General features: G+C 72.3%; 24 protein-coding genes. 8 read left to right on the forward strand and 16 right to left on the reverse strand.

The window, feature by feature from the left end; translation table 11 throughout:
• The first annotated feature begins 21 nt into the window (after nucleotides 1-21).
• Nucleotides 22-1,215: a DNA polymerase IV gene (dinB, locus tag N912_RS0103805; protein WP_028921383.1), complete on the forward strand. Its 1,194-nt coding sequence runs from the start codon at nucleotides 22-24 to the stop codon at nucleotides 1,213-1,215.
• Between the two features lie 12 nt (nucleotides 1,216-1,227).
• Here dinB and N912_RS0103810 read toward each other — a convergent pair whose 3' ends face one another.
• Together N912_RS0103810 and N912_RS0103815 are read right to left on the reverse strand one after the other, a co-directional pair.
• The gene (locus N912_RS0103810; RefSeq protein ID WP_211261120.1) at nucleotides 1,228-2,865 is read right to left on the reverse strand and encodes a thiamine pyrophosphate-dependent enzyme; all 1,638 of its coding nucleotides are present in this window, start codon (nucleotides 2,863-2,865) and stop codon (nucleotides 1,228-1,230) included.
• A 16-nt stretch (nucleotides 2,866-2,881) separates the two neighbouring features.
• Entirely contained in the window at nucleotides 2,882-4,198 is a 1,317-nt protein-coding gene (locus tag N912_RS0103815) for an Nramp family divalent metal transporter (RefSeq protein WP_028921385.1), read from the reverse strand.
• A gap of 100 nt (nucleotides 4,199-4,298) precedes the next feature.
• Between N912_RS0103815 and N912_RS0103820 the strand changes: the two genes are divergently transcribed.
• Nucleotides 4,299-5,018 carry a ribonuclease activity regulator RraA gene (locus tag N912_RS0103820; RefSeq protein WP_028921386.1) on the forward strand — a complete coding sequence of 240 codons (720 nt, stop codon included), beginning with the start codon at nucleotides 4,299-4,301 and terminating at the stop codon, nucleotides 5,016-5,018.
• On the opposite strand, the gene N912_RS49300 is transcribed toward N912_RS0103820, so the two are convergent.
• From N912_RS49300 to N912_RS0103850, 6 genes are all read right to left on the reverse strand, one after another.
• A complete protein-coding gene (locus tag N912_RS49300; protein ID WP_051579565.1) occupies nucleotides 4,991-5,743 on the reverse strand; it encodes a GntR family transcriptional regulator in 753 nt (250 codons plus the stop codon). The genes N912_RS0103820 and N912_RS49300 overlap by 28 nt on opposite strands.
• Nucleotides 5,733-6,740 (reverse strand): LysR substrate-binding domain-containing protein, encoded by a 1,008-nt coding sequence (locus N912_RS49305; RefSeq protein ID WP_084210561.1) that lies wholly within the window; start codon nucleotides 6,738-6,740, stop codon nucleotides 5,733-5,735. Before N912_RS49305 ends, N912_RS49300 begins: the two co-directional genes overlap by 11 nt.
• 67 nt (nucleotides 6,741-6,807) lie before the next feature.
• Complete coding sequence (locus tag N912_RS0103835) at nucleotides 6,808-8,211, reverse strand: Nramp family divalent metal transporter (RefSeq protein ID WP_028921387.1); 1,404 nt, start codon at nucleotides 8,209-8,211, stop codon at nucleotides 6,808-6,810.
• A 19-nt stretch (nucleotides 8,212-8,230) separates the two neighbouring features.
• Entirely contained in the window at nucleotides 8,231-9,733 is a 1,503-nt protein-coding gene (locus tag N912_RS0103840; RefSeq protein ID WP_037062752.1) for a tripartite tricarboxylate transporter permease, read from the reverse strand.
• Between the two features lie 6 nt (nucleotides 9,734-9,739).
• Complete coding sequence (locus N912_RS0103845) at nucleotides 9,740-10,210, reverse strand: tripartite tricarboxylate transporter TctB family protein (RefSeq protein WP_028921389.1); 471 nt, start codon at nucleotides 10,208-10,210, stop codon at nucleotides 9,740-9,742.
• Entirely contained in the window at nucleotides 10,207-11,214 is a 1,008-nt protein-coding gene (locus tag N912_RS0103850) for a tripartite tricarboxylate transporter substrate binding protein (protein ID WP_037062754.1), read from the reverse strand. Before N912_RS0103850 ends, N912_RS0103845 begins: the two co-directional genes overlap by 4 nt.
• A 129-nt stretch (nucleotides 11,215-11,343) precedes the next feature.
• On the opposite strand from N912_RS0103850, the gene N912_RS0103855 reads away from it, so the two are divergent.
• The 3 genes from N912_RS0103855 (at nucleotide 11,344) to N912_RS0103865 (ending at nucleotide 14,724) form a co-directional block, all read left to right on the forward strand.
• On the forward strand, nucleotides 11,344-12,282 hold the full coding sequence (locus N912_RS0103855; RefSeq protein ID WP_064745148.1) for a LysR family transcriptional regulator: 939 nt from the start codon (nucleotides 11,344-11,346) through the stop codon (nucleotides 12,280-12,282).
• Between the two features lie 85 nt (nucleotides 12,283-12,367).
• The gene (locus N912_RS0103860) at nucleotides 12,368-14,524 is read left to right on the forward strand and encodes a carbon starvation CstA family protein (RefSeq protein ID WP_028921392.1); all 2,157 of its coding nucleotides are present in this window, start codon (nucleotides 12,368-12,370) and stop codon (nucleotides 14,522-14,524) included.
• Nucleotides 14,521-14,724, forward strand: a complete 204-nt coding sequence (locus tag N912_RS0103865; protein ID WP_028921393.1) for a YbdD/YjiX family protein — start codon at nucleotides 14,521-14,523, stop codon at nucleotides 14,722-14,724. Before N912_RS0103860 ends, N912_RS0103865 begins: the two co-directional genes overlap by 4 nt.
• Here N912_RS0103865 and N912_RS0103870 read toward each other — a convergent pair.
• The gene (locus N912_RS0103870; protein ID WP_245645171.1) at nucleotides 14,721-17,039 is read right to left on the reverse strand and encodes a molybdopterin-dependent oxidoreductase; all 2,319 of its coding nucleotides are present in this window, start codon (nucleotides 17,037-17,039) and stop codon (nucleotides 14,721-14,723) included. The two genes, N912_RS0103865 and N912_RS0103870, sit on opposite strands and share 4 nt — an antisense overlap.
• A 209-nt stretch (nucleotides 17,040-17,248) precedes the next feature.
• Between N912_RS0103870 and N912_RS0103875 the strand changes: the two genes are divergently transcribed.
• Complete coding sequence (locus N912_RS0103875) at nucleotides 17,249-18,079, forward strand: IniB N-terminal domain-containing protein (protein ID WP_156993142.1); 831 nt, start codon at nucleotides 17,249-17,251, stop codon at nucleotides 18,077-18,079.
• On the opposite strand, the gene N912_RS0103880 is transcribed toward N912_RS0103875, so the two are convergent.
• The 4 genes from N912_RS0103880 to N912_RS0103895 form a co-directional block, all read right to left on the reverse strand.
• Nucleotides 18,080-18,643 carry a hypothetical protein gene (locus N912_RS0103880; protein WP_028921396.1) on the reverse strand — a complete coding sequence of 188 codons (564 nt, stop codon included), beginning with the start codon at nucleotides 18,641-18,643 and terminating at the stop codon, nucleotides 18,080-18,082.
• Nucleotides 18,644-18,715: 72 nt separating this feature from the next.
• A complete protein-coding gene (locus tag N912_RS0103885) occupies nucleotides 18,716-19,960 on the reverse strand; it encodes an RNA polymerase sigma factor (protein ID WP_028921397.1) in 1,245 nt (414 codons plus the stop codon).
• Nucleotides 19,961-19,969: 9 nt separating this feature from the next.
• A complete protein-coding gene (locus tag N912_RS0103890; RefSeq protein ID WP_028921398.1) occupies nucleotides 19,970-20,326 on the reverse strand; it encodes a YciI family protein in 357 nt (118 codons plus the stop codon).
• Nucleotides 20,327-20,417: 91 nt separating this feature from the next.
• Nucleotides 20,418-21,404 (reverse strand): sigma-70 family RNA polymerase sigma factor, encoded by a 987-nt coding sequence (locus N912_RS0103895; protein ID WP_037062758.1) that lies wholly within the window; start codon nucleotides 21,402-21,404, stop codon nucleotides 20,418-20,420.
• 94 nt (nucleotides 21,405-21,498) lie between these two features.
• On the opposite strand from N912_RS0103895, the gene N912_RS49310 reads away from it, so the two are divergent.
• Nucleotides 21,499-22,506: an MsnO8 family LLM class oxidoreductase gene (locus N912_RS49310; RefSeq protein WP_037062760.1), complete on the forward strand. Its 1,008-nt coding sequence runs from the start codon at nucleotides 21,499-21,501 to the stop codon at nucleotides 22,504-22,506.
• Here the strand turns inward: N912_RS49310 and N912_RS49315 are convergent.
• Both N912_RS49315 and N912_RS0103910 read right to left on the reverse strand, forming a co-directional pair.
• On the reverse strand, nucleotides 22,463-23,155 hold the full coding sequence (locus N912_RS49315; protein ID WP_037062762.1) for an ATP-binding cassette domain-containing protein: 693 nt from the start codon (nucleotides 23,153-23,155) through the stop codon (nucleotides 22,463-22,465). The genes N912_RS49310 and N912_RS49315 overlap by 44 nt on opposite strands.
• 64 nt (nucleotides 23,156-23,219) lie before the next feature.
• Nucleotides 23,220-24,191: an Lrp/AsnC family transcriptional regulator gene (locus N912_RS0103910; RefSeq protein WP_028921400.1), complete on the reverse strand. Its 972-nt coding sequence runs from the start codon at nucleotides 24,189-24,191 to the stop codon at nucleotides 23,220-23,222.
• A gap of 84 nt (nucleotides 24,192-24,275) precedes the next feature.
• Here N912_RS0103910 and N912_RS0103915 point away from each other — a divergent pair, with 84 nt between their 5' ends.
• Nucleotides 24,276-25,658 carry an MFS transporter gene (locus N912_RS0103915; protein ID WP_028921401.1) on the forward strand — a complete coding sequence of 461 codons (1,383 nt, stop codon included), beginning with the start codon at nucleotides 24,276-24,278 and terminating at the stop codon, nucleotides 25,656-25,658.
• Here the strand turns inward: N912_RS0103915 and N912_RS0103920 are convergent.
• Nucleotides 25,640-26,203 carry a dihydrofolate reductase family protein gene (locus tag N912_RS0103920; protein WP_028921402.1) on the reverse strand — a complete coding sequence of 188 codons (564 nt, stop codon included), beginning with the start codon at nucleotides 26,201-26,203 and terminating at the stop codon, nucleotides 25,640-25,642. The two genes, N912_RS0103915 and N912_RS0103920, sit on opposite strands and share 19 nt — an antisense overlap.
• Nucleotides 26,204-26,261 lie beyond the last annotated feature (58 nt).

Genomic DNA, 26,261 nt, shown 5'->3' on the forward strand with positions numbered 1-26,261 from the left:
GTCGGTGCCGCATGCGAACATATGTTCGTGTCGGGCGACGCGGACATCCTGCATGCCGACCTGGACTCGTTCTACGCCTCGGTCGAGCAGCGGGACGACCCGCGCCTGCGGGGCCGCCCGGTGATCGTCGGCGGCGGGGTGGTGCTCGCGGCCAGCTACCAGGCGAAGGCCTACGGGGTGCGGACCGCGATGGGCGGCGCGCAGGCCCGCCGGCTGTGCCCGATGGCGATCGTGGTGCCACCGAGGATGTCGGCGTACACCGAGGCCAGCCGGGCGGTGTTCGAGGTGTTCCACGACACCACGCCGCTGGTCGAGGCGCTGTCCATCGACGAGGCCTTCCTCGCCGTGGGCGGCCTGCGGCGGATCCGGGGCGCGCCGGCCGACATCGCGGAACGGCTGCGGCGCCGGGTCGCCGAGGAGGTCGGGCTGCCGATCACCGTCGGCGTGGCGCGGACCAAGTTCCTGGCCAAGGTGGCCAGCCGGGTCGCCAAGCCGGACGGGCTGCTGGTGGTGCCGCCCGAGCGCGAGCTGGCGTTCCTGCACCCGCTGCCGGTGGAGATGCTGTGGGGCGTCGGCCGGGTCACCGCCGAGAAGCTGCACGGCTGGGGCATCACCACCGTTGCCGAGGTCGCCGAGCTGAGCGAGTCGACGCTGGTCTCGCTGCTCGGGCGGGCCGCGGGGCGGCACCTGCACGCGCTGGCCAACAACCGTGACCCGAGGCCCGTGCAGCCCGGGCGCCGGCGCGGCTCCATCGGCTCGCAGCGCGCGCTCGGCCGCTCGCGGCTGTCGCCGGAGGCCGTCGACGCGGTGCTCGTCGGGCTGGTGGACAGGGTGACCCGGCGGATGCGCGCGGCCGGGCGGGTGGGGCGCACCGTGGTGCTGCGGCTGCGGTTCGACGACTTCGCCCGCGTCACGCGCTCGCACACCCTGGCCGGCCCGACCGCGCACACCGAGACCATCCTGGCCACCGCGCGAACCCTGCTGGCGGCGGCAACGCCGATGATCGAGCGGCGCGGGCTGACGCTGGTCGGGATCGCGGTCGCCAACCTGGGCGACGACGAGACCGTCCAGCTCACGCTGCCGTTCGACGGCCCGCCGATGGCGCTGGACATCGCGGTCGACCGGGTCAAGGGCAGGTTCGGCTCCTCGGCGGTGACCAGGGGCGTGCTGCTCGGGAAGGACCAGGGTTACGAGATGCCCCGGCTGCCCGACTGAGCGCGCGGGTCGTCAATGGCGATGCCGGGCCAGCAGTTGGTCCAGCCGTGCGGTCGGCGAGATGACGTCCGGCTCGGTGCGGACGGCCACCACCGCCGGTCGCGGCTGGGCAAGCGCGTCGCGGAGCACGGCGTGGAGGTCGCCGGCATCGCAGACCTGATAGCCGGCCGCGCCCAGCCCGGCCGCCCAGGACACGAGGTCGACCGCCCCGATGTCCACGGCGGCCGTGCGGCCGAGGTCGCGGGCCTGGTGCATGGCGATGGTTCCGTACAGCCCGTTCTGCATGACCACCACCACGATCGGCGCGCCGTGACGCGCGGCGACCTCGATCTCCTGCCCGGTCATCAGGGCTCCGCCGTCCCCCACCACCGCGACGACGGCGCGGTGCGGCGCGGCCAGCTTCGCGGCCACCGCCGCCGGCACCGCGTATCCCATCGCCCCGTTCACCGGTGCGAGCTGCCGGGTCGTCGGCGGGAAGCGCCAGTACCTGTGCAGGAAGGACGAGAAGTTGCCCGCGTCGCTGGTGACGACGGCGTCCGGGGGGAGAACGGCGTGCAGCGCGGTGACCACCCGAGCGGGATGTACGCCGTCGCCGGCGGGTGGCTGGCCCACCGCATCGGGCAGCGACCACGCGTCGGCGGCCGCGTGCGCCGAGCGCCAGTCCACGGCGCGCGCCGGGCCCGGCCACGAGGCCAGGGCGTCGACCACCTCGACGGGGTCGGCGTCGAGCCAGTCGTGGTTCTCCGAGTCCGGCGCTCCGTAGCGGCCCACGTGCACCACCGGGCAACCGGCACGGGGAAGCCGGTACCGCTGCGTGGTGATCTCGTCCAGCCTGGTGCCGATCACCAGCAGCAGGTCGGTGTCGTGCACGGCGCGGAAGGTCTCGTCCGGGACGGAGAGGCCGAGGTGGCCCACGAACTGCGCATGATCGACCGGGAAGGCGTCCTGGCGCCGGAACGAGGTGCACACGCCGAGACCGAACCGCTCGGCCATCCGCGTCAGCGCCGCGCCGGCCGGCCGTGCCCCCTCGCCGAGCACAGCGACGGGGCGGCCGGCGTCCAGCAGCCGCGAGGCCAGCGACTCGACGGCCGAGCCGCCGGTCGGGGAAGGTGTCGGCGAGACGCTGCCCCGTACCGCCCCGTCCGACAACGGGGCGCCGGAGAAGTCGCTGGGCACCGCGATGGCGACGGGGCCGGGGCGCCCGGTGGTCGCGATCCGCCAGCCGCGAGCGACCAGCTCGGGCATGTCCTCGGCACGCTCGGCGGTGACCGCCCACTTGGTGATCGGGCCGTAGAACGCGGTGAGGTCGACCTCCTGGAACGCCTCCCGGCCACGCACCGAGGAGTCGACCTGGCCCAACAGCACGATCATGGGGGTGGAGTCCTGCCGCGCGGTGTGCACGCCGATGGCCAGGTTGGCGGCTCCGGGCCCGCGGCTGGCCAGCGCCACCGCCGGGACGCCTGTCAGCCGCGCGTCGGCGTCGGCCATGAAGGAGGCGCCCGACTCGTGCCGCACCGAGATCAGCCGCAGCCGGTCGTGCGCGGCGATCTGGTCGATCACGGACAGGAACGACTCGCCCGGGACCGTGTAGCACCGCCGGGCGCCGGCCTCGGCGAGCACGTCGACGACCGCGTGGGCGACTGTGGTCACGGCCGGTCTCCCCTCGTCAGAAGATCTCCGCGACAGCCTTGCCGATGCCCTGCACCGCCGCCACCGCGACGAACAGCGCCACCAGCCCGAGGCCGAGGTTCTCCTTCCAGCCGTTCACGTACTCGGCCATGATGTCCCGCCGGTTCAGCAGCACGATCAGGGCGATCACGATCAGCAGCAGGAACGGCGACGTGAGCACGTGCGAGACGACCACCAGCGCCACGAAGCCCGGCGCCTGGGGCAGCGACCACACCACGGCGGCCAGTCCCCAGACGATCATCCACCGATAGACGGGGTCCCGCCCGGCGCCGCCCTCCGGGTAACGCTCGGCCCGCCGAGGCCGCACCACGTGCAGCGACTCCACCACCATCGTGCTCAGCGCGAACAGCGACCCGGCCACGGTGGTCCAGGCCGCCCCGAGCAGGCCGAGGTAGAAGATGTACGGCCCGACCGGCCCCACCGCCGTGCCCAGGGCGCCGGCGATGTCGCCTGCCTCGCTGACGCCTTGCCTGCCGAACAGCACCTCGGCCCCGATGGCCCACACGGCCACCGCGAGGAACAGCACGACGACCGTGCCGAACAGCAGGTCGTAACGCTGGACCTTGCGGTGTGCCGGGGTCGTCCAGCCCTTCTCACGAAGGAACTCCGGGTAGAACAGGTTGGCCATGGAGCCGAGCGTGGCCAACACCAGGCTGGAGGCGACCAGGCCGGAGTCGAAGATGCCCTGTTGGGCGGGCAGCTCGAAGGCGAAGCCCTTGGCCAGCTCGCCCCAGCGGATCCCGACCAGCGCGATGCCCACCACGAAGGTGACCACCATGATCACCAGCACCGCCTTGAAGATGCGCTCGATCACCCGGTACGCGCCCCTGAGCGTGACCGCGAAGACCGACAGCGCACCGACCACCGCCCACCAGAACGACGGCAGCCCGCCGAACAGGCCCGCCAGCGCCACCCCCACCCCGCTCAGGCTGAACGCCAGCAGGATGTGCGTGTAGATGACGAACGAGACGAGCATGAGCCACCCGAACGCCGGGTGCACCCGCGCGATGCCGCGCACGATGCTCGGATCCCGTCGCGCGTTGTAGAGCGGGTACTTGCCCAGCGCGTTGACGAACACGAACCGGAACACCAGCGACAGCGGCAGCACCCAGAGCAGGGCGTATCCGTAGTTGCCTCCGGCCACCGAGTTGTCGATCAGGTCGCCGGTGCCGACCCAGCTCAGCGCCACCACGATGCCCGGACCGAAAGCCTTCAGGTAGGCGAGGAAGTTCTCGGCCGGTGGATCGCTGGCCGCGCGCCGTGGCGTGGTGCCGGTGGACTCCCGCTCGCCCATGACTCTCCTCGTCGCCGTTGTCGAGGTCCGATGGTGCGCCAGTACGCTGGTATACCACGCCGCACGGCGATGAGGTACTCCCGACGAGAGGGATCCCGCGATGACGACCCATCCGCCGCTGGCGCCCGGCACCCTGCGCGCGCTCGGTGCCGCGAGCACCGCGACGCTGACCACCCAGCTGATGGCGCGCGGGCTGCGCAACACGTACCTGTCCGGGCTGACGGCGCTGAACCCCGGACGCACCCGGATGGTGGGCGAGGCGTTCACGCTGCGCTACATCCCCGCCCGCGAGGACCTTGACGTACTCGCCGTCTACCAGGACTACGACCACCCGCAGCGCCGCGCCGTGGAGTCGGTCGCCCCGGGCGCCGTGCTGGTGATCGACTGCCGGGGCAGGACCCGGGCGGCGTCCCTCGGGCACATCCTGGCGACCCGCCTGATGCGCAGGGGCTGCGCCGGGATCGTCACCGACGGGGCGGTCCGGGACAGCCACGGGTTCGCCGCGCTCGACCTGCCGACGTTCGCGGCCGGTGTGTCCGCCACCACGAACCTGGCCCAGCACCACGCCGTCGACATCGACGTGCCCATCGGCTGCGCCGAGGTCGCGGTGTATCCGGGCGACATCATGGTCTCCGACGACGACGGCGTGATCTGCGTGCCACGCCATCTCGCCGACGAGGTGGCGGCGGCCGCCGTGGAGCAGGACCGGCTCGAGGAGTTCATCCTCGCCCGGGTGGACGCCGGCGCGCCGCTGCGGGGCACCTATCCGCCGGACGAGTCCACGTTGCGGGACTACCGCCGGTCGACCAGCGACCGGTGAGTGTCGAGGCCCGCGACCGAGCCGCTCGGCGCGAGCTCGGCCGAGGAACTCGGCTCGGCGGTGGTCAGCCGCGTGATGGAACGCCCGATGTGCCGGCGCAGCAGGTCCTCGGCCTCGTCGGGGCGGCGCCGCTCGACGGCGCGCAGGATCTCGCGGTGCTCGTCCAGCTCGCGGCGCCAGGTGGGCCACTGCTCCCAGAGCAGGCTCACGGTGCCGAGCGCGGTGAGGTCCTGCAGGTCGTCGAGCGCCGAGACGACCATATCGTTCGGGCAGGTCGAGTACAGGGCGCGGTGGAACCCCCGGTTCGCCAGGCTGAGCCGGACCTGGTCGTCGGCCTCGACGAACCGCGCCGCGTCGTCCAGCGCTCGCCGCGCCTCGGTGGGGTCGAATCCACCGTCCGAGGCCGCCCGGGCCGTCGCCCACGGTTCCAGCAGCATCCGCATCTCGTAGATCCGCCGCACGTCCTCGGCCCCGAGCCGCCGCACGGCGATGCCCCTGTTGCGGGTCGAGGTGAGCAGCCCGGTCGAGGTCAGCGAGATCAGCGCCTCCCGAACCGGGGTCTTGGAGACGCCCAGCAGCTCGGCGATCCGGCGCTCCACGAGCACCTCGTCCGGCTTCAGCTCACCGGACAGGATCGCGGTCTTGAGGGACGCCGCGACGAGGTCCGACCGGGTCGTCGAGCGGCCCAGCGGGGGCAGCGAGGGCTGACCCGGTTCACGCGTCACCAGATTGGTATACCACGGCGTTGACCAGCGTCCCGGCATCGACGTCGGCGGGCGTGGGGCGGTCGGTGAGGCGTTCGCGGATCTCCGAGGCGGCCTGTCGGAGGTGTTCGAGCAGCAGCCTGGTGCTCGGGCTCGGCGCTCGGTCCCTGGGCACCGTCACCCCGACCAGGCGGTGCACCGAGCGCAGCGCGGTCGGCAGCGTGGTCAGCCGGTCGTCCTCCTCGGCGATCAACATCGGCAGCGCCGCGATCAGGTCGCTGTCCAGCAGCAGGTGCAGCAGGGTCAGGATGGACGTGCACTCCACCCGGTCGCGCGGCAGCGGCAGCCCGTCGGCGAAGAAGACCTCCTCCAGCTCGTGTCGCAGCGCGGTCTGGCTGACCGGCAGCACCCACGGGTAGCCGAGCAGCTCCCCCAGCGACGGCTCGGGCAGCGCCTGCGCCGGGTGCCCGGCGCGGGTGACCAGCCGGATCGGCTCCTGGTACAGCCGGATCTGCGCCATCTGGCCGCCGTCCTCCCCCGGCCGCAGCCGCCCGACCATGAGGTCGATGCGCCCGGCCAGCAGGTCGGCGGCCAGCACGTCGGGCGTGGCCTCCTTCACCACCACGGTGACCCTGGGGCGCTCGCGCTTGAGGCTCAGGATCGCCTTGGGCAGCAGCAGGTTCGACCCGGCGAGATGGGTGCCCACCGTGACGGTGCCGACGTGGCCCTCGTTCAGCTCCGTCACGTGCTGGCCCGCCTGGCGGATCTGGGCCAGCACGGCGCGCGCGTGCTCCAGGAACGCCTCCCCGACCAGCGTGGGCGACACCCCGCGCGGCCCGCGCTCGAACAGCTCGACGCCCAGGATGGCCTCCAGGTCGCGCAGGCCCCGCGTCACCACCGGCTGGGTGATGTGCAGCTGCTCGGCGGCGCGGACCACGCTGCCCTGCTCGGCGATCGTGGTGACCAGCACCAGGTGCCGGAGCTTCAACCGGCCGTCGAGCAGCCGCGCGGGGTTCATCGCATGAGGATATGCCTCACTGGCCATGCTTGTCGTGAGCGACTTGTGCACACGAGCATGGCTCCGCTCAGCCGATCTTGACCCCGAAGACCTGCAGGAGCGTGTAGATGCCGAGCAGCCCGATGGCGATGCTGCTCACGACCAGCAGGGCGTTGAAGACCCGCCCCCCGTAGAGCCCGGGGTCGGTCTCGGCCCGCCGCAGGTACCACACGGCGGCGACCACGGCGACCAGGAAGATCCCGGTCATCACCCCGCCGATCTGGACCATGAGCACCGGGGACTGGATGGCCAGGTACGCGATCGCCCAGACGATCGGCAGGGCGACGGTGAACACCCGGATCCAGCGCATCCGCACGACCGGGTCCTGCCAGTCCAGCACGCCGAGGGTGGCCAGCAGGTTCACGTACATCCGCGACCAGCTCGGAATGGCCGCCCACATGGTCGAGCCGAGCACGGCGATCGCGCCGATCAGGAACACCACGCTCGCCCAGCCGCCGAGCGTGTCGGTGTAGATGCGGGACAGCGTGGTGATCATCCCGTTGCCCTGGGGCACCAGGCGCTGCGGGTGCAGCACCGCCGCGCCCATGAGATAGAAGGCCAGCGTGCCGAACGTGTAGATGACCCAGGACACCAGCGCGTCCTTGTACATGACCTTGATCCAGCCGTTGGCCCGGCGCCGCCAGGCCTCGCTGCCGTCGTTCGGCCCGGCCCAGCGCGCGTAGCCCTTCTCGATGCACCAGTAGGTGTAGAAGGTGACCTCGTCGGCGCCGACACCGGTGATGCCGAACATCGCGACCGCCGCGCCGACCGCCCCGGCCGGGATGAGGAAGGTCATCCCGCTGGCCAGGTCGCCGGCGCCGTACGGGAACGGGGTGAGCGGCAGCCCGAGCGCGATCAGGACCGTGACGAAGGTGAAGACGACGACGAGCAGGAACGCGCCGCGCTCGATCAGCGAGTACCTGTTGGAGTACAGCAGCGCGATGCTGCCCGCGGCGAGGAACACGGTCCAGGCGACGATCGAGGTGGAGCCGAGCGGGTCCCCGCCGATCGGCAGCAGGATGCTGAAGGCCACCGCCGTGCCGCCGATGATGCCGCCGGCCTGCAGCAGCTTGGACAGCGCCAGCAGCGTCCACAGCACGTTCACCCAGCCCACCCCGCCGACCGTGGGCGGCACCCGGTTGTAGCCGGTGAGCGCGGGTTGCCCGGTGGCGATCGTCCAGCGGGCCAGCTCCACCTGCACGGCGACCTTCACGAACGTGCTGAACACGACCAGCCAGAGCAGCGTGAACCCGACCTGGGCGCCGAGCACGGTGGTCGCGATGAGCTCGCCGGAGCCGACGATGGACGCGCTGAGGATCAACCCGGGTCCGAGGTAGCGGAAGCTGGCCCGCCAGCCCACCGGCGGGTCCTTGATCCCCTCCTCGGTGAGGGTGTACGGGTCGGTCCGGTCGTACCCGGGCGTGGTGGACATGTCCAGCTCCCTTGCTGGTTTACGGATCGGCGGTCCGTCGTCGCGGGACGAGCCCGCGCAGGGCCGGGTAGAGCAGCACCAGCAGCGTGATCACCATCAGGGTGGCGCTGATCGGCCTGGTGAAGAACTGCGTGAGGTCCCAGTCGGTCTTGATGACGCTCTGCATGAAGTTCTTCTCGACGATCGGCCCGAGCACCAGCCCGAGCACGACCGGGGCGAGCGGGAACCCGGTTCGCTCCATGAGGTAGCCGAGCACCCCGAACAGGAGCATGACGACGATCTCCAGCTGGCCGTTGTTGATCGCGAACGCCCCGACGACGCAGAACGCGACGATGATCGGCATCAGCACGGCGGAGCGCACCCGCAGCAGCAGCCCGCTGGCCCGGACCGCCAGGTAGCCCAGCGGCAGCATCAGCAGGTTCGCCACGATGAAGATCAGGTAGATGCCGTACAGCAGCGCGGACTGCGAGGTGAACAGCTCCGGCCCCGGCTGTACGCCCTTGACCAGGAGAACCCCGATCAGGATCGCGGTGATCGTGTCGCCCGGGATCCCGAAGACCAGGGTGGGCACGTACGCCGAGGCCAGCGCGGCGTTGTTGGCCGAGCCGGCGGAGACGACCGGCTCGATGTGCCCCTGACCCCTGCCGAACAGGTGGCCCTCCCGGGAGGCGTTCTTCGTCGCCGCGTAGGAGACCCAGGCGGCGATGTCTCCCCCGGCCCCCGGCAGCGCCCCGACGGCGGCGCCGATCGCGTTGCCGCTGGCCACCCCCTTGCGGTAGCGCCAGAGGGTGCGCGCGGTGTCCCGGAACATGCCCCGGGTGCGGATCCGGGCCGCGTCCGGGCGCCCGGCCGGGTGCAGCACGTTGCGCAGCACCTCGGACAGCCCGAACAGGCCGATCATCGCCGGGATGAAGCTGATCCCCTGCAGCAGCGACGTGCTGCCGAAGGTGAACCGCGCGTAGCCCAGCGCGACGTCGATCCCGACGGTCGAGAGCAGCACCCCGAGCAGCAGCGACAGCGCGCCCTTGACCTGCGAGCCCTGCGAGATGATCACCGAGGCGGTGAGGCCGAGGACGGCCACCCAGAAGTACTCGTAGGAGGTGAACCGCAGCGCGAACTCGGCGAGCGCGGGCGCGGCGGCCATCAGCACCACGGCGCCCGCGATGCCGCCGATGGCCGAGCCGACCAGCCCGACGCCCAGCACCCGGGCGCCGTGTCCGGACTGGGTGAGCCGGTAGGCGTCCTCGGTGTACGCCGCGCTCGCCGGGGTGCCCGGCATCCGGACCAGCGCCGAGGGCAGGTCGCCCGCGAAGATGGCCATCGCGGACATGGTGATGATCGACGCGATGGCCGGCAGCGGTTCGAGGAAGAACGCGAACGGCACCAACAGCGCCGTGGCCAGCGTCGCGGTCAGCCCCGGGATGGCCCCGATGAACAGCCCGTACACCGCCGACGCGAGCACCGCCAGCGGCAACGTCGGGTCGGCGAGCATGCCGAGCGCGGTGCCGAGGTTGTCCAGCATCGGTCGCTACCCCACGAGCCCAATAGGAAGCGGCACCAGCAACACGTGCTGGAACAGCACCCAGATGACGCCGGTGGTGAGCACGGAGGCGCCGGCCGCCACCAGGGGGCGGGTGCCGAGCCGCCACATGAGCAGGAACAACAGCGGGGCCATGGTCAGCACGAAGCCGAGCGTCTCGGCCAGCGCGAGGTAACCGGCGACGGCCCCCAGCACGGCCAGCGCGTTGAGACGTCCTCGCGGGGAGCTGACCACGGCGGGGCTTTCGGACGCGGCCCGGCGGAAGGTCAGCGCGGACCGCCCGGTGAGGACCAGCCCGAAGAGCACCAGCAGGGCGCCCACGATGCCAGGGAACAGCGCCGGACCCGGCTGCCCGGCCGGCAGCTCGGGGAAGCCCTGCACCATGACCAGGACGCCGGCCCCGAGCGCGGCGGCCAGCAGCCCTGCCACCAGGTCGGCGTGCCCAGACTCCTGGCTCACGAGCCGAGACCAGCGGCCTTCATGATCTCGCCCTTCTGGGCGTCCTGCTCGGCCAGGTAGGCGCCGAAGTCCTTGGCGTTGCGCCAGGCGAGCCCGAACCCGGTCTTGGCGAGGAACTCCTGATAGGCGGGGCCGTGCGCGATCTCGTCCAGGTGGCAGCTCAGCTCGTTCACCACGTTCTCCGGCATCCGGGCCGGCCCGGCGATGCCGCGCCAGGCCGCCATGGTGAAGTCGATGCCCTGCTCGCGCAGCGTGGGCACGTCCGGGAACTTGGGGTCGCGCTGCTCGCTCATCACGGCGATGGCCTTGGCCCGGCCGGCCCGGATCATCGTCTGGTTCTCGGCCAGGCTGGCGGTGGAGACGGTGATGCCGCCCGCCACCAGCTCCTGCAGCGCCGGCGCCGCGCCCTCGCTGGGCACCCACCGGATCGCGTCCGGCGCGAGGCCGGTCTTGAGCAGCAGCCCCGCCCTGGCCAGGTCCCAGATCCCGCCCCGGCCGGTGCCCGACGCGGTGGTCGCCCCCGGGTTCGCCCTGGCGTGGTCGAGCAGGGCCGCGATGCCCGTCCAGGGCGCGTCCGCGCGCACGGTGACGCCGGCCGGGTCGGAGTTGACCATGCCGATCGGGGTGAGCTGTCGGTACGACAGGTCGGTGAGGCCCTGCCAGTGCATCATGGTGATCTCGACGGTGGCCAGGCCGATCGTGGAGCCGTCCGGGCGCGCGCCCGCGATCGCGCTGTGCCCGACCGCGCCGCCGCCCCCCGTCCTGTTCACCACGTTGACCTGCGTGTGGAGCTTCTCGGCGAGCTGGCTGCCGATGAACCGGGCCACGCTGTCGGTGCCGCCGCCGGCCGCCCACGGCACGATCAGCTCGACGGTGCCCCGGGGATAGTTCGGCGCCAGGTCGCACCGGGTGTCCCCCGCCGCGCGCGATCTGGAACCGCAGCCGGCCAGGACGAGCAGGAGAACGGCGGACAGCACCGCGATCCGGATACGACGACGCGACATCGGCACGGCTCCAGTCGACTCCGGTCGGCATTGACAGAAGCGGGTTCCCGATGATGGTCAGCCGGGTCGATCCGGGTCAATCGCCTTCCCCGGCTAGCTCCCATCCGCGAAACGGATAACGTGACGCGCGTGGGACGGGTGGAGCACCTGGACTGGCTGGAGACGTTCGTCGCCGTCGTCGACAGCGGTGGCTTCAGCGCGGCCGCGGACGCCGTGCACCGCTCCCAGTCCCGGGTCAGCTCGCACGTCGCCTCGCTGGAGCAGGCGCTCGGCGCGCGCCTGTTCGACCGCAGCCACCGCCCGGTGCTGCTGACCGACGCCGGCGAGGCGTTCCTGCCGCACGCCCGCGAGGTGCTGGCCGGCCTGGCGCGCGGGCAGAACGAGGTGGACGCCGTGCTCGGCGTGGTCAGGGGCCACGTCGTGCTCGGCAGCTACCCGAGCGCCAGCGCCGCCTTCGTTCCCACCGTGCTGAGCGGGTTCAGCGCGCGGTACCCGGACGTCGGCGTCGACCTCACCGAGCGCCCCAGCCTGGACCTGTCCGAGGCGCTCGGCTCCGGGCGCGTGCACCTGGCGCTGCGCCCGCTCGCGCCGCGCGAGGACACCGACGGGCTGGCGTGTCGCCCGCTGTGGCGCGAGCCCCTGGTGGCCGTCTGTCCCCCGGACCACCCGCTGGCCGGGCTTCCGGCACCGCTGGAGCTGTCCGAGCTGGTCAAGCACCGCCTGGTGACCATCGGCGGCTCCCACCGGGAGGTGATGTACGAGGCGCACGCGGCGCTCAAGCAGTGCGGGACGCCCGCCACGATCGCCTGGCAGACCGACCAGCCGCAGACCCTGGTCAACTTCGTGCGCACCGGGCTGGGCGTGGGCATCACCAACAGGCTGGCGATGACCGTGTCCGACACCGCCGGCGTGGTGGTCACCGAGGTCGGCACGCTGTCGCAGGGCAGGACCGTCGGCGTGTTCTGGGACCCCCGCCGCTACCTGCCCAGGGCCGCCGGCGCGCTGCTGGAGCAGATAGTGGCCACCGCTCCCCCATCCGGCACCGTCGAGTTTGGTGCCGGTGAGTGACGAGAAGGATGCTCTATGGCTAACGTTGCGCCAGGGCGCCGGAAGGCGGGCGGGCGACGAAGCCGTTGAGGGAAGTGACTGGACGATGAGTGACCTCCAAGTGTCCCGGTTGAAGCCGAAGTCGGTGTTGGTCTGGTCGGCCGTCGCTGTCGTCGGCGCCGTGGCGTGGGGCGTGCTGGCGCTGTCGCGCGGCGAGCGGATCTCGGCGATCTGGCTGGTGGCGGCGGCGTTGGGTTCGTACGCGATCGCCTACCGGTTCTATGCGCGGTTCATCTGCCGTCGGGTGTTGGGGGTGGACGACCGGCGCGCCACCCCGGCGGAGCGGTTGAACAACGGGATGGACTTCCATCCGACGGATCGCCGGGTGCTGTTCGGGCACCATTTCGCGGCGATCGCCGGTGCCGGGCCGTTGGTGGGTCCGGTGTTGGCGGCGCAGATGGGGTATCTGCCCGGGACGTTGTGGATCGTGTTCGGGGTGATCTTCGCCGGCGCGGTGCAGGACATGGTGACGCTGTTCTTCTCGATGCGCCGCAACGGCCGCAGCCTGGGGCAGATGGCCCGCGACGAGATCGGGCCGATCGGCGGGGCGGCGGCGCTGATCGCGGTGTTCGTCATCATGATCATTCTGTTGGCGGTGCTGGCGCTGGTGGTGGTCAACGCGCTGGCGCAGTCGCCGTGGGGGACGTTCTCCATCGCGATGACCATCCCGATCGCGCTGTTCATGGGGTTCTACCTGCGCACGCTGCGGCCGGGTCGGGTGATGGAGACGACCGCGATCGGGGTCGCGCTGCTGCTGGTGGCGATCATCGCCGGCGGCTGGGTGCAGTCCTCGAGCTGGGCGGGTGCGTTCACCCTGAGCCCGAAGGCGCTGGTCATCTGGCTGATCGTGTACGGGTTCGCCGCGTCGGTGCTGCCGGTGTGGATGCTGCTGGCGCCCCGGGACTACCTGTCGACGTTCATGAAGATCGGCACGATCGGGTTGCTGGCGATCAGCGTGGTGATCGCCGCTCCGGTGATCAACAACGAGGCGATCACCAAGTTCGCGATCAACGGCAACGGCCCGGTGTTCGCCGGGGCGCTGTTCCCGTTCGTGTTCATCACCATCGCCTGCGGTGCGCTGTCCGGGTTCCACGCGCTGATCTCCTCGGGCACCACCCCGAAGATGATCCAGAAGGAACAGCAGATCCGGATGATCGGCTACGGGGCGATGCTCATGGAGTCGTTCGTCGCGATCATGGCGCTGATCGCGGCCTCGATCATCGACCCCGGCCTGTACTACGCGATGAACGCGCCTGCCGGGCTGCTGGGCAACACCGTGCAGTCGGCGTCGGCGGCGGTGAACAACCTCGGGTTCGCGATCACCACCGACACGTTGAACGACGCGGCCGCCGCGGTGCAGGAGAAGACGCTAATCGCTCGGACCGGCGGGGCGCCGACCCTGGCGATCGGGATGTCGGAGATCTTCTCCGGGGTGTTCGGCGGGGCCGCGCTCAAGGCGTTCTGGTACCACTTCGCGATCATGTTCGAGGCGCTGTTCATCCTGACCACGGTGGACGCCGGCACCCGGGTCGGGCGGTTCATGCTGCAGGACACCCTCGGCAACCTGTACAAGCCGCTGCGCCAGGTGTCCTGGAAGCCGGGCCTGTACGCCACCAGCGCGGTCGTCGTCGCGGCCTGGGGCTACTTTCTCTACGTCGGGGTGGCCGACCCGCTGGGCGGGATCAACCAGCTGTTCCCGCTGTTCGGCATCGCCAACCAACTGCTCGCGGCGGTGGCGCTCGCGGTGTGCACCACGCTGATCATCAAGTCCGGCAAGGCCAAGTGGGCGTGGGTCACCGGGGTGCCACTGGCCTGGGACGCGGCGGTCACCTTGACCGCGAGCTGGCAGAAGGTGTTCTCCTCCGACCCCACGCTCGGGTTCTTCGCCCAGCGCGCCAAGTTCGCCGCCGCGCTGGAGCAGGGCAAGGTGCTCTCCCCGGCCAAGAGCATCGACGACATGCGTGCGGTGGTCACGAACTCGACGGTGGACGGCATCCTGTCAGCGCTGTTCGCCATCCTCATCGTGGTGGTCCTCGCCGACGCGGTCCGGGTCTGGATCAAGGCGCTGCGCACGACCGAACCGCTGCCCAGCACCGAGGCGCCGTTCGTCGAGTCCAAGATCACCGCGCCGTCCGGGCTGATCCCCACCGCCGAGGAGCGCAAGGCCCTCGTCGGCGCCGGCCATGACGGGAGCTCGCCATGAGCCGGGTGGCCGAGAGCATCGGGTCGGCGTGGCGGGGCGTGCGCTGGTACCTGCGCGAGTTCTCCGGGGAGGCGGCGTACGACCACTACCTCGAACGCCACCGCCGCGAGCACCCGGGCGAACCGGCGATGACCAGGCGTGAGTTCGAGCGCTGGCGCATCGACCACAGCGACCCGGAGCCGGGCAGCCGCTGCTGCTAGACCCGCGCCGTCTCGTCGAGGGCGGCGAACCGGGGTGGCTCGAACGCCCGCACCGGGGGCACCGGGCCGGACACCGGCTCCAGCTCGACCAGGGCGTGCTGGCCGGCGCAGCCCTGGGCGAGCCGGGAGGTCCCCAGGTCGGTGGTCAGCACGTTCGGGTTGCCGTGCACGCAGGTCGCCAGCTCGGAGGACGGGTCGAACCAGGCGCCGGTGGACAGCTGCACCACGCCGGGCCTGACGTCCTCGGACACCACGGCCCCGGCCAGGCAGCTCCCCCGGTCGTTCCAGACCTGGACCACCTCGCCGTCGCGGATGCCGCGCGCGGCCGCGTCGTCGGGGTGGATGCGCAGCGGCTCGCGGCCGGCGACCTTGGAGTCCTGGCTGTGCGCGCCCATGTCGAGCTGGGCGTGCAGCCGGGTGGTCGGTTGGTTGGCGATCAGGTGCAGCGGGTAGTCGGCCGCCCGCGCGGAGCCCAGCCAGTCCCGGGGCTCTAGCCAGCTCGGCATGCCCGGGCAGTCGTCGTAGCCGAACCCGGCGATCGTCTCCGAGTAGATCTCGATGCGACCGCTGGGGGTGTCCAGCCGGTGCCCGTCCGGGTCGGCGCGGAACTCCGCGAACAGCACCCGGTCCTCGCGCCGGTCGGGCAGCTCGAACGCCCCGTCCGACCAGAACCTGTCGAAGTCGGGCACCTCGTACCCGCGCTCGGCCATCCGTGAGCGCCACCTGTCGTACAGATGCACCAGCCACTGCTCGGCCGTACGGCCCTCGGTGTACGCCTCGGCCACTCCGAGCCGCCGCGCCAGTCCGGAGAAGATGTCGTACTCGTCGCGCGCCTGCCCGACCGGGCCGCGCACCCGCTTCATGGCCAGCAGGTGGCTGTCGGCCCGCCCCACCCCGAGGTCGTCGCGCTCCAGCGTCGTGGTGGCCGGCAGCACGATGTCGGCGTGCCGCGCCGTCGCCGTCCAGTACGGCTCGTGCACCACCACGGTGTCCGGCATGGTGAACGCCCGCCCCAGCCGTTGCAGGTCCTGGTGGTGGTGGAACGGGTTGCCGCCGGTCCAGTACACCAGGCGGGCGTGCGGATAGGTGTACTCGCCGCCGTCGTAGTCGAACCGGCCACCGGGGTCGAGCAGCATGTCCGCGACCCTGGCGACCGGGATGAAGTCGCTGACCGCGTTGTACCCCTGCGACATCACCGGCGACCCGTACGCCGCGCGTCCGTCGCCGACGTCGGCCATCGAGCTGTAGCCGTGGCCGAACCCGCCGCCGGGCAGCCCGATCTGGCCGAGCAGGGCGGCCAGCGCGATCCCCGCCCAAACCGGCTGCTCGCCGTGCTGCGTCCGTTGCAGCGACCAGCTCACGTGCACCAAGGTCCGCCCGGCCGCCATCCGCCGGGCCAGCGTTCGAAGTTCGTCGGCCGGGATGCCGGACAGCCCGGCCGCCCACTCGGCGTCCTTCGGCTGCCCGTCGGCCTCGCCGCGCAGGTAGGCCAGGAAGCGGTCGGCGCCGACCGTGTACCGCTCGAGGAACTCCAGGTCGGCCAGGCCCTCGGACACCAGCACCGAGCACAGCCCGAGCATGACCGCGACGTCCGTGCCGGGGACCAGGGCGTACCGGTCGCCGGGCACGTCGGCCGGCAGGTCGTCGCGCAGCGGGCTGAAGCTCGCCACCCGCATGCCCCTTCGGGCCGCCGCCGCGAGGTGCGAGCCCAGCCGGTGCCTGGTGTGGCCGCCGGGGGCCACCCAGACGTTCGAGGTCCGCAGCCCGCCGAACGCGACGAGCAGGTCGGTGTGCTCGGCGATCACCGGCCAGGACGTGCCGCCGGCCATCACCTCCCGCGACCCGGCGGCGCCGACGACGTGCGGGAGGATCACCGTCGACGCGCCGTTGCTGTAGGTGTTCACCGAGCGGACGAACCCGCCGATGCAGTTCAGGAACCGCCGCATCTGGCTCTGGGCGTGGTGGAACCGGCCCGCGCTGGCCCAGCCGTAGGACCCGGCGTAGATCGAGGCGTTGCCGTACCGGGACCGGACCCGGTCGAGCTCGCCGGCCAGCAGGTCCAGCGCGGTGTCCCACTCGACCTCGACGAACCGGTCGGAGCCCAGGTGAGAGCCCCGTTCCGGGTCGGCGCCGGGCCCGCGTTCGAGCCACCCCCTGCGGATCGCGGGCCGGGCGACCCGCGCCGGGTGGTCGAGCGCGTCCGGGATGTTGGCCAGCAGCGGCGACGGCTCGGGATCGAGCGGATGCGGCTCGACGCGGAGCCGGCCGCCGTCCGAGATCGCGGTGAACGCACCCCAGTGGGTACTGTTCGGCACCGGATGACCACGGTCCACGGGCACCTCGCTTTGCCGTCCGATCTGACTCTCCGTCCAGCGTAAGTCACCCGGTCGGGGTGCCGCTCGACGAACAAGCCCTGGTCGGGGGTCACCTGGTCGACTGTTTCCCGATCTTGTGGCCGAGCTGATCACGTACGGTGACCGCCACCGCAAACGGCGGCCCGGCCCGCGTTCAGGAGACGACCGGCATGACGACATCGACCTCGCTGCTCGACTGGATCCTCAGTCTGTTCCGGGATCCGGCCGCCCGCGAGGCGTTCCAGGCGGACCCGAAGGGATACGCGGCCGAGCACGGCTTCGGGAACTTATCGGCCGCGGACGTGCACGACATCCTGTGCCTGCACGCGGACGACTCCGGTGGCGGGTCCGATGACGACGACGACCACGGCCGGGTGCCGCCGCCCCGGGACTACCACCACGACGAGGACGGCACCCGGTACCTGGAGCACCACGTCAACAACTACACGTTCGTCGAGAAGCACGACACGAACATCGACAACTCGGTGCACCAGGACATCGACACCCACGGCGGCGACTTCAGCCAGGTCATCGACAACGACCCGCTGGTGGCGTCCGGCGACGGGGCGGTGGCCGCCGGCGGGGACATCACCGACAGCACCCTGACCACCGGCGACGGCAACGTGGTCGGCGACGGCAACCAGGCGGTGACCGGCGACGGCAACTCCACCGCGTTCGGCACCGGCGACGCCACCAGCGCGAACTTCGACCACGCCAGCTTCGGCGACGGCGCCGCCGTGTCCCTGACCGGTGAGGCGGCCGGCTACGCCACCGACAACGACACGAACACCGCCGTGCACGCCTCCGGGTCCGGCTCCACCTCGCTCAACGCGGCGGGCACGCACGGCTACGCCGACCAGATGGCCGACCAGCAGGACCTGGACACCAGCGCGCACGAGCACGTCCAGGACGCCTCACACACCGACAGCCACAACGTGACGGACTCGTTCAACGACACCGCCGCCACGGACAGCCACGACTACGAGGCCCACCTCGCCTGACTACCCGACAGGGCCACGCCGTTCACCGTCGTACGCGCCCAGCCGCTCGATGCGCCGTCGCAGGCGGCGCGGCAACCACAGCTGGAGCAGGATGAAGTAGGCGAACAACACCGCGGCGAGCCAGAACCACGGCGAGGTGACCACCGCTTCCCTGACCTCCAGCAGAAGAAACAACACGAAAATCAGCGTCGTCCACACCCTGTTGCGACGCAGATCGTCGAGCTTCAGTCGAGCGAGCCGTCCCGCCGCCTGCCGAAGCTCGGGATCGGCGGGAACGGGACCTCGGGCGACGGCGCGCAGCACGACGGCGAGGTCCTCGGCCGACAGCGGACCGAGCACGGAGCGCACGTGCCGATAGCGCATCGCGGCGAATGGCCCCATCACCGCGCCGAAAATCAGACCGCCGATCGCCCCAGCGACGATGTCGAACGTCAGCGAGGTCGCCGGGGTGTTCCAGATCGCCGAAGACAACAGCGCGAACGCGATCGTCATGAGCAGCCCGAAGGCCAGCCCCGTGATCACGGAGAGCACCCACGCCGGAGCGTTCATCAGGTACCAGCGCACGGACGCTACGGAGGGTGCCCTCATGTCCCAGTTCTTAGCCCCTCGCGGAGGGGAGCCCTCCCAGGTATGGACTCAGCGGACATCGCCCACGGTGTACAGACGGCGTTCCAGGAAGGCGCGCTCGGCCGCGTTCTCGGTGCGCGCGATCGCCTCCCGGTATGCCTGTGCGGCCTCGGCGTCGCGGCCGGAGCGGCGGAGCAGGTCGGCGCGGACGGCGTGGAACAGGTAGTACCTGTCGAGGTCCAGCTCGTCGATCACGTCGAGCGCGGCGTGCGGGCCGTCGACCTCCGCGACCGCGACCGCCCGGTGCAGCGCCACCACCGGGCTCGGCGTGATCGACAGCAGCCGGTCGTACAGCGCCAGGATCTGGCGCCAGTCGGTGGCGGCCGCCGTCGGCGCGTCGCTGTGCACGGCGTTGATCGCGGCCTGGATCTGGTACGGGCCCGGCCGGTCGCGCCGAAGGCACCGCCGCACCAGCGCCTGGCCCTCGGCGACCAGCTCGCGGTCCCACCGTCTCCGGTCCTGGTCGGCCAGCAACACGATCGCCCCGTCCGGGGCGGTCCGGGCGGGCCGGCGCGACTGGACGAGCAGCATCAGCGCGAGCAGGCCCAGGACCTCCGGCTCGTCGGGCATCAGCTCGGCGAGCAACCGGCCGAGCCGGATGGCCTCCGCGCACAGGTCCTCGCGCACCAGGTGATCGCCGGAGCTGGCCGTATAGCCCTCGTTGAACACCAGGTAGACGATCGCGAGCACCGAGGCCAGCCGGTCCGGGAGATCGGCTTCGTGGGGCACCCGGTACGGGATCCGGGCGTCGCGGATCTTGCCCTTGGCCCGTACCAGCCGCTGCGCCATGGTCGGCTCGGCCACCAGGAACGCGCGCGCGATCTCCGGGGTGCTGAGCCCGCCGAGCAGCCGGAGCGTGAGCGCGACCTGGGCGCCGGTGGACAGCGCCGGGTGGCAGCAGGTGAAGATCAGCCGGAGCCGGTCGTCGGTCACCGCGCTCTCCTCCTCGCCCGGTTCCGGGTCGCCGCCGCGCGCGTGCAGCAGGGCGGCGGCCTGGTTCTGGCGGTCGTGCCGGGAGGACTCCCGGCGCAGCCGGTCGATCGCCCGTCGCCGGGCCGTGGTGATGATCCATCCGGCCGGGCTGGGCGGCAGCCCGTCGGCGGGCCAGCGGCGCACGGCCTCGGTGAACGCGTCCTGGACCGCCTCCTCGGCGAGGTCGATGTCGCCGAGGACGCGGATCAGGACGGCGACCGCCCTGCCGTGCTCTTCGCGGAACACCCGCTCGATCTCGCGGGCGGGCAGCGGCTCAGGCACCTGCGCGCGTCACCCGCAGCCCTCGCCGCCCTGCAGCGGCCTGACCTCGATCGGCAGGGTGATCGCCCGGGCCAGCTTGCGGCCCCACTCCAGGGCGGCGTCCAGGTCGGGCGCCTCGATCAGGGTGAACCCACCGAGGTGCTCCTTGCCCTCGGCGAACGGGCCGTCGGTCATGAGCACGTCGCTGTCCTTGAGCCGCAGCACGGTGGCGGTGCTCGGCGGGTGCAGGCCGCCGGAGAACACCCAGACGCCGGCCGCCTTCATCTCGGCGTTCACCGCCGCCACCTCGGCCATGATCGGGTCCAGCACCTCGGGCGGCGGCGGGGCGCCGTCGGGCTGGTAGATGCTGAGCATGTACTGCGTCATCGGGGTGCCTCCTCGTGCGGCGAGCGCCGGCCCGGTGCCAGCCTCTCACCCCCTATACGCACGGCCCACCGCCGTATCGACACCCCGCCCGTCACGAGTTCTGGTAAGTCGGCGGGAAGCCGAACGCGGCGAGCAGGTCGGGGTCGCCGAAGGCGACGATCCGGGCGATGCCGTCGGCGGCCAGTGTGAGCACGGCGATGCCGAAGGCCTGGTAGGTGCCGTCCTCCGCGCGGAGGTAGGCGGCCGCGGCCGGCTGCCCGTTCGCCCGGGTGGGCACCATCCGCCAGTCGCCGGGCGCGCCGAGCGCGTAGTTGATGATGTAGGGCGCGCAGGTCCGGCGCCCGGAGAACCAGGTGCGGGACGGGGGCATCTCCAGCACGGCGTCCTCGCGCAGCAGCTTCTCGATGGCCGCCGTGTCGGCGTTCTCGAAGGCCGCCATGTACCTGTCGAGCAGCGCGCGGGCCTGCGGCTCGGTGGGCTCGGCGACCCGGTCGGCCGACGGGGTGACCTCGTCGAGGCGGGCCCTGGCGCGCTGCAGCGTGCTCTTGACCGCCGCGACCGACGTGTCGAGCACCTCGGCGACCTCCGAGGCCGACCAGGCCAGCACGTCGCGCAGGAGCAGCACCGCGCGCTGCCGGCCGGGCAGGTACTGCAGGCTGGCGATGAGCGCGAGCCGCAGGCTCTCCCGGGAGGCGACGATCGCCGCCGGGTCGTCCGACTCGGCGCCGACCAGCGCGTCCGGCACCGGCTGCAGCCAGGTGACCTCCGGGCCGGCCATCTCGGGCGTGGCGTGCGGGTCGTCGCCGGGGCCGCCGAGGCCGGAGGGCAGCGGGCGGCGGGAGCGGTTGCGCAGCGCGGACAGGCAGGCGTTCGTGGCGATCCGGTACAGCCAGGTGCGCACCGACGACCTGTCCTCGAACCTGTCGTAGGAGCGCCAGGCCCGCAGGTAGGTCTCCTGCACCAGGTCGTCGGCGTCGTGGATGGAACCGAGCATGCGGTAGCAGTGCGCGAGCAGCTCACGCCGGTACGGCTCGGTGCGGCGGACGAACTCCGCGTTGTCCGGCGACACCCGCGTCATGCGCGCTCCCCCCTCGACGGCGGCAGCAGATTACTCCGCCCCGCCCCACCGGCCGGACGGAATTCCGCCGCGGCCGCCGGCGTTGGTCGGGGCGATGTCCCCGCCAGTCCGGTTGTCGCTGCTCGACCGCTCCCGCACCCGTGCCGGCGAGCCCGACGCGACGGCGCTGCGCCACACAGCGGAGCGCGCGCAACGGGCCGAGCGGCTCGGTTACCACCGCTTCTGGGTGGCCGAGCACCACGCCGTGCCGGGCATCGCCAGCGGCAGCCCTCCGGTGCTGATCGCCGCGATCGCGGCCCGCACCGAGCGGATCCGGGTCGGCTCGGGCGGCGTCATGCTGCCCAACCACCAGCCGATCGTGGTGGCCGAGCAGTTCGCCATGCTCGACGCGCTGTTCCCCGGCCGCATCGACCTCGGCGTCGGCCGCTCGCTGGGGTTCACCCCGCCGGTGCGCAGGGCGCTGCGCCGCGACGCCGACGCCCCGGACACCTTCGCCGACGACCTCGACGAGCTGCGCGCCTACCTTGACGGGCGCGCCCCGGTCACCGCGCGGCCCCGGCTGGACCGCCCGCTGCCGGTGTTCGTCCTGGCCACCGGCCGAGGCCTGGCCGTCGCCGGTGACGCCGGCCTGCCTGTCGTGCTCGGCGGCCCCATCCTGACCAGCGACACCCTGGACGCCGCGCTCGACGACTACCGCGCCCGGGCGCGCGCGGCGGGAGCTGAGCCCTACGTCGTCGTCGCGGTGGACGTGCTGGTGGCCGACTCGGCGAGCGCCGCCCGCGAGCTGGCGCTGCCCGAGGCCTGGGCGCTCGCCGCCGCCCGCACCACCGGCCGCTTCCCCGCGCTGGAGCCCGTCGACCCCGACCGGCCGCTGTCCGCGCGCCAGGCCGCGATCGTCGAGGACGCGGTCGGGCGCACGATCCACGGCGACGAGGCGTCCGTCGCGGCCGAGCTGGACGAGCTGCTGGCCCGCACCGGGGCCGACGAGCTGCTGGCGTCGACCTCGACGTTCGACCTGGACGCGCTGCGCTCCTCGGACGCCCGCCTCGCCGCGCTGGTCAGCCGATCGTCGGCGTCCGGGCCGGTCGCGACTCGTCGCTGATGATCTGGCCGTCGCGCAGCCGCACGACCCGCTTGGTGAACTCCGCGATGTCCTCCTCGTGCGTGATGATCACGACGGTGCGGCCGGCGTTGTTCAGCTCGACCAGCAGCTTCATGATCTCCGCGCTGGACGCGGTGTCCAGGTTGCCGGTCGGCTCGTCGGCGAGCAGCACGGTGGGCTCGATGATGAGCGCCCTGGCGATCGCGACCCGCTGCTGCTGGCCACCGGACAGCTCGGTGGGCTGGTGCTTCGCGCGGTCGGCGAGCCCCACCACCTCCAACGCCTTCCGCGCCCGGGACCGCCGGTTCCGGACGCCTGCGTACACCAGGGGCAGCTCGACGTTGCGCAGCGCGCTGGTGCGGGGGATGAGGTTGAACGACTGGAACACGAACCCGATCTTCTGGTTGCGGATCGAGGCCAGCTCCTTGTCCTTCAGGGTCGCCACGTCGATCCCGTCGAGCAGGTAGCGCCCGTCGGTCGGCACGTCCAGGCAGCCCACGATGTTCATCAACGTGGTCTTGCCGGAGCCGGACGGTCCCATGATCGCCACCAGGTCACCGTCGTCGATGCGGAGGCTGACATTGTCGAGGGCGCGCAACTCCACGGTGCCCATCCGGTAGATCTTGGTGACGTGGTCCAGCTCGATCATGGCGGCCCCAGAAGGTGTCCTCCGTCACACAGCGACCACCTCAGTATGCGCCATTCGGGCAACTTCAAAGGTGCGGGAGCAGGGTCCCGGCCCGTTTGACGGTGCGGATGATGGGGGCGGTCTCCAGGTCGCGGATGGCCTCCAGCGGTGCGACCCGCTCGGTCAGGTAGCGGTACAGGTCGGTGGTGTCGCGGCAGTTCACGGTGGCGGTGAGGTTGGTCGACCCGGTGGTGGCGGCCACGAACGAGGCCTCGGGGTGGGTGGCCAGGGTCCGCGCGGTGTCGACAAGGCCGGACGGTGCGACGGACATCCACAGCCGGGTCTGGGCGCGCAGCCCGAGGGCTTCGGGCGGGATGTCGAGCAGGAAGTTCAGGATGCCCGCGGCGCGCAGGTGGTCGAGCCGCCGGCGCACGGTGGACACCGACCATCCGGTCGCGGCGGCCAGGTCCGAGTACGAGGTTCGCCCGTCCGCGCCCAGCGCGTCGAGCAGCGGGCGGTCGGCCGGCCTCGGTTGCGCGGGCACGTCGTCGGGGTCGGGGAGCGCGGGCCGCAGCGCCCACTCCTGGTCGGGCGTCAGGTAGGACAGGCCGCCCCAGTCGGACGGGGTGGCGAAGGCGGTCATCAGGGCGTGCGCGGACAGCGAGAGGACCCGGTCGGTGCGCGGCAGCTTGTGCAGCAGCAGGTCGTCGCGCGCCTGCGACGAGCTGACGTGCACCGTGCACACCACCTCGGTGCCGCCGGAGACCAGGTACACCCAGGAGGCGTCGTCGCGGCGGGCCAGCGCGGCGGCGATCGCCCCGGCGGCGTCGGGCGTGGCCCGGAGGCGGATGTGCCAGGACTCGTAGCCGAGCCGGGTGCCGTCCAGCGCCCCGACCACACGCAGCACGCCCGAGGTGCGCAACCGGCGGTAGCGGCGGGCGACGGTGTTCTCCGAGACGCCGAGGACCTCGGCGAGGGTGCGCAGCTGGGCGCGGCCGTCGATGCGCAGGGCGTGCGCGAGGGCTCGGTCGAGGTCGTCCAGCGTGACGGTATCCACCGGAGAAGCCTAGAGCGCGACGGTATTTGTCGTGTGCGCTCGTCTGAGTATGTGCATGTGACGCTGTCGCGCCACTCTGCGGCGGTGCGTACATGGTGGCCGCTGGTGGCGGTCTGTCTCGGGTCGTTCTTGTTCCTGCTGGATACGACGGTGGTGGCGGTCGCGCTGCCGGACATCGGCCGTGATCTCAGCGGCGATGTGACGGCCTCGCTGGCCACGCTGGAGTGGGTGCCGAACGGCTACACCCTCGTGCTCGCGGTGCTCATGCTGTCCGCCGGGTCGGTCGCGGACCGCCTCGGCCAGCGGCGCGCCTGCCTCGGTGGGCTGGGCGTGTTCGGCGTGGCGTCCCTGGCCTGCGCGCTCGCCCCGGGAACCGGGTGGCTGGTCGCGGCGCGCTGTGCGCAGGGCATCGGCGGGGCGGCGCTGGCGGTCACCGGGTTCGCGCTGGTCGCGGCCGCGTACCAGGGCCGCCGCCGGAGCACGGCGATCGGGGTGTACTTCGCGGTCAACAGCCTGGCCGCGGCGGTGGGGCCGATCGTCGGCGGCCTGCTCACCGAGCACCTCGGCTGGCGGTCGATCTTCTTCGTCAACGTTCCGGTCGTCGTGCTCACCATGGCGATGTCCGCGTGGGCGCTGCCCGCCGACCCCGCGCGCGCCGGCCGGCCCGCCCGACTTGACCTGCCGGGCATGGCCCTGTTCGCCGTGTTCGCGGCGGGCGCGACGTTCGGCCTCACCTCGGCGTCCGAACACGGCTGGGCCTCCCCCGCCACCGTCGCCGCCCTGGCCGTCGCGGTTGCGGCGCTGGTCGGCTTCCTGGCCGTCGAGGCCCGCCGAGCGGACGGGGTGCTCGACGTGTCGCTGCTGCGCACGGCGGCGTTCGCCAGCGCGCTGGTGGCGTGCGCGGTGTGGTCGGTGGTGTTCGCGGCGTTGGTCTTCACCTCGGTGTGGCTGCAGGCCGGGCTCGGCCTCGGCCCGGTGGCCGCCGGCCTGGCCATGGTCCCGCTCGCCGGCGCCGCCTTCCTCACCTCGACGGTCGCCGGCCGCGCGCTGCACGGGCGCTCGCCCCGGCTGACCGTCGGCGCCGGCCTGGTGCTCAACGGGGTGGGGTGCGCGTTGCAGACCGGGCTGGACGCCGACTCCGGGCCGGCCGCCCTCACCCTCGGCCTGGTCGTGACCGGGATCGGGGTCGGGCTGGCCGGCCCGGCGCTCGGCTCGGCGGTGCTGGCGGCCGCGCCGCCGCACCGGGCCGGGATGGCCAGCGGGGCGATGTCCACCACCCGCCAGCTCGGCCAGACCCTGGGCGTGGCGGCGTTCGGCATCCTGTTCCAGGCCGGCGACGGGGCCGTCACGGCCGGCCTGGTGCGGGTCAACATGGTCGCGGCCGCGTTGAGCCTGCTCGCCGGCCTGCTCGCGGTGGCCTTCTTCACCGCACCCGCGGGAGCCGGCGATCAGGCGATGCGTCGGTAGATGTCCTCCCGCGCCTGGGACGGGAACGTCCGCGAGCCGGTGACCCGCCAGGACGTCTTCTTCGTCGACCGGGGGAACACCCGCGCGCCGAAGCCCACCGTGACCGGGAAGACCATCAGGCGGAGCTCGTCGACCAGGTCGTTCTCCAGCAGGGCGTGGACCAGCGTGGTGCTGCCCTGCACCACGATCTGGCCGTCACCGTCCGCCTTCAGCGCCGCCACCTCCTTGACGACGTCGCCGCGCAGCACGGTGGTGTTGTTCCAGGCGGGGTCGGTCAGCGTGCTGGACACCACGTACTTGGGCATGCCGTTCATCCGGTCGGCGAACTCGCCGGTGTAGGTGGGCCACGCCCCGGCGAAGCTCTCGTAGGTCACCCTCCCGATGAGCAGCAGCTCGGCGGCGAGCATCTCGTGCATCTTGTGGTCGATCTGCTCGGCGTCCTCGTAGTCGCGGACCCAGTCGGTGTGCGGGTGGCCGGGCTCGCCGCCCGGGGCCTCCATCACGCCGTCCAGCGTGACGAACGCGGAGACGATCAGTGTTCTCATGGCGTGGTTCCTTCCCTGTGTCGGATGCCCGGCGCGCCCGAGGCTCGCCGGCCGTACG

Origin of the sequence: Actinospineispora acaciae DSM 45401 (assembly GCF_000620785.1) — a bacterium.
GTDB classification, from domain to species: Bacteria; Actinomycetota; Actinomycetes; order Mycobacteriales; family Pseudonocardiaceae; genus Pseudonocardia; species Pseudonocardia acaciae.

Bases quoted from the DNA above. Each gene is read 5' to 3' on its own strand.
- N912_RS0103875 (WP_156993142.1), top strand. From the start codon at position 17,249: ATGACGACATCGACCTCGCTGCTCGACTGGATCCTCAGTCTGTTCCGG.
- N912_RS0103860 (WP_028921392.1), top strand. From the start codon at position 12,368: ATGAGTGACCTCCAAGTGTCCCGGTTGAAGCCGAAGTCGGTGTTGGTC.
- N912_RS0103840 (WP_037062752.1), bottom strand. From the start codon at position 9,733: ATGCTGGACAACCTCGGCACCGCGCTCGGCATGCTCGCCGACCCGACG.
- dinB (WP_028921383.1), top strand. From the start codon at position 22: ATGTTCGTGTCGGGCGACGCGGACATCCTGCATGCCGACCTGGACTCG.
- N912_RS0103865 (WP_028921393.1), top strand. From the start codon at position 14,521: ATGAGCCGGGTGGCCGAGAGCATCGGGTCGGCGTGGCGGGGCGTGCGC.
- N912_RS0103895 (WP_037062758.1), bottom strand. From the start codon at position 21,404: ATGACGCGGGTGTCGCCGGACAACGCGGAGTTCGTCCGCCGCACCGAG.
- N912_RS0103850 (WP_037062754.1), bottom strand. From the start codon at position 11,214: ATGTCGCGTCGTCGTATCCGGATCGCGGTGCTGTCCGCCGTTCTCCTG.
- N912_RS0103815 (WP_028921385.1), bottom strand. From the start codon at position 4,198: ATGGGCGAGCGGGAGTCCACCGGCACCACGCCACGGCGCGCGGCCAGC.
- N912_RS0103820 (WP_028921386.1), top strand. From the start codon at position 4,299: ATGACGACCCATCCGCCGCTGGCGCCCGGCACCCTGCGCGCGCTCGGT.
- N912_RS0103835 (WP_028921387.1), bottom strand. From the start codon at position 8,211: ATGTCCACCACGCCCGGGTACGACCGGACCGACCCGTACACCCTCACC.
- N912_RS0103920 (WP_028921402.1), bottom strand. From the start codon at position 26,203: ATGAGAACACTGATCGTCTCCGCGTTCGTCACGCTGGACGGCGTGATG.
- N912_RS49315 (WP_037062762.1), bottom strand. From the start codon at position 23,155: ATGATCGAGCTGGACCACGTCACCAAGATCTACCGGATGGGCACCGTG.
- N912_RS49305 (WP_084210561.1), bottom strand. From the start codon at position 6,740: ATGAACCCCGCGCGGCTGCTCGACGGCCGGTTGAAGCTCCGGCACCTG.
- N912_RS49310 (WP_037062760.1), top strand. From the start codon at position 21,499: ATGTCCCCGCCAGTCCGGTTGTCGCTGCTCGACCGCTCCCGCACCCGT.
- N912_RS0103890 (WP_028921398.1), bottom strand. From the start codon at position 20,326: ATGACGCAGTACATGCTCAGCATCTACCAGCCCGACGGCGCCCCGCCG.